Here is a 1656-nt window from a genome sequence, read left to right as displayed (position 1 = left end):
TTCGAAATACGCGGCGAAGTCGTTGCCATTGTGTGGCAACGGCTTCGCTGTTATTTGGAATAGCTACCGGTCCAGTTCGTCTAACGCAGCGACGATGAGGCTGCGGGCGGCGCGTCCGTAGACAGCGCCCCGCTTGAGAACCTCGAACATGCGGGCGTACATATTGCACTCGGCGGGCTGGGTCACCTGGATGCTCGCGGTCGGGGTCTCCAATGCGACGAGGTCGTCGTCGAAGATCCAGAAACCAACGCTGCCTACGGCTTCGCGTTCGGTCATCAGCGGGATGATGCCGAGCGAGATGTTCGGCATCGACATGAGTTCGAGTAGGCGGCCGAGTTGCCCGGCTTGCACCTCGGCGGTGCCGAACCAGGTTCGGATCGCTTGCTCCTCGAGCACCGCTACGAACCTTTTGCCGCCGCGCTGCAGGACCCGCTGGCGCTGCATCCGGACCGCGACGGCTTCCTCCACATCGTTTGGGGTACCGAGGAACCGAATCCAGAACTCGAGCATCGCCGCTGTGTATTCCGGGGTTTGGAACAGGCCGGGAATCACGTTGTGCTCATAGATGCGAAAGACACTGGTCTGCTCATACCGCTGCTGCGTGTGCGCGCCCAGGACTCGCTTCATCCCGGAACGGGACTGGCGACGAAATTCGAGGTAGGCGGAGTCGGCCGCGCGGAGGGTTGCGACAAGATCGGGCATCTGGTCATCTGCGCCGCACACGCGGCACCATTCACGAACGTCGTGTTCGGTGGGTGGCTGTACACCGTTCTCGATCTTCGACACCCGCGTGAAGTGCTGTCCGGTCGCGTCGCCGAGGGCGCGGATGGTAAGGCCAGCGGAGGTTCGCAGTTCGCGTAGCCTGTCGCCGAGCGCGCGCCGCGCTTCCTGCGCAGAGCTAGACGGGCTGGTACTCACGGTGCGGGATCGCTTGCTGCCACACCGCCTCGAATGCTGTGCGGCACAGCTGGATGTCGTGCGGATCGGTGGAGGTGACTTTAGCGACGCCGAGCCCGTCGCCGGAGTAGTGCAGGAACACCACGAGCGCGTTATCGAGTAGGTAGAAGTCGTTGCCGGGGATCGCGATCGAGGACACCCGGCGGCGCGGAACCCACCGGATATCTTCGCCTGCGTCGATCATTGGTTGCGCGATGCTGTACGACCACTGCTGGTAGTTGCTCAGCGGCTCGGACACAATCCTGGCTCGGCGCACCGTTCGGCCTGCGTCGATGTGGTTGCGCAACGTCGCGCACCAGCCTTGTAGCCACTCGAGGTCATCGTGCTCACCGGCGGCCCACTGCGCCATGTGCGGCAGTTCGACCGTGGTGCCGTAAGCATCGCGGGTTTCGAGGTGGACGGCTGTGCGCTCGAAATCGGTTAGCAGTTGATCGAACTCATCGTCACTGATCGAGGTCACTGGTTGTCTGGTCTCCCTGGATGAAGAACGGAACGAGCCGGTCCGGGATCTCGACGCACGACTCGCCAGCCGGGATGTCCATCTGGGCAAGCGTTTCCGGGTCGTCGATCACCCATCCCTGTACAACCCACGACCCGCGGTCGGTGCGGTAAAGCGTTGGAGAACCGGATGGGTTCGAGCCTGGATCCTTGGCAATGAACGTTAAACGCATGGTGGCCCCCTGCCTACCGTGTTGCGAT

Annotated in this window: 3 protein-coding genes and 1 pseudogene; all 4 read right to left on the bottom strand. The window is 62.8% G+C overall.

Annotated elements, in window-relative coordinates:
- Window positions 1–63: 63 nt before the first annotated feature.
- Window positions 64–627, bottom strand: coding sequence for a DUF5753 domain-containing protein (locus tag ACFYOW_RS30500; RefSeq protein ID WP_387293540.1), 564 nt, complete (start codon window positions 625–627; stop codon window positions 64–66).
- 87 nt (window positions 628–714) lie between these two features.
- Window positions 715–918, bottom strand: a pseudogene (locus ACFYOW_RS30495) (helix-turn-helix domain-containing protein); the annotation flags it as partial.
- Window positions 899–1417, bottom strand: a complete 519-nt coding sequence (locus tag ACFYOW_RS30490) for a DUF6879 family protein (RefSeq protein WP_387293516.1) — start codon at window positions 1415–1417, stop codon at window positions 899–901. The gene ACFYOW_RS30490 and the pseudogene ACFYOW_RS30495, both read right to left, overlap by 20 nt.
- The gene (locus tag ACFYOW_RS30485) at window positions 1401–1628 is read right to left on the bottom strand and encodes a hypothetical protein (RefSeq protein WP_387293515.1); all 228 of its coding nucleotides are present in this window, start codon (window positions 1626–1628) and stop codon (window positions 1401–1403) included. Before ACFYOW_RS30485 ends, ACFYOW_RS30490 begins: the two co-directional genes overlap by 17 nt.
- Window positions 1629–1656: the final 28 nt, after the last annotated feature.

The sequence above is a fragment of the Nocardia sp. NPDC006982 genome (genome assembly GCF_042869435.1).
Taxonomy (GTDB): Bacteria; Actinomycetota; Actinomycetes; order Mycobacteriales; family Mycobacteriaceae; genus Nocardia.
Note: the sequence above shows the minus strand (reverse complement) of the source record. Positions and strands in the feature narration are given on the sequence as shown.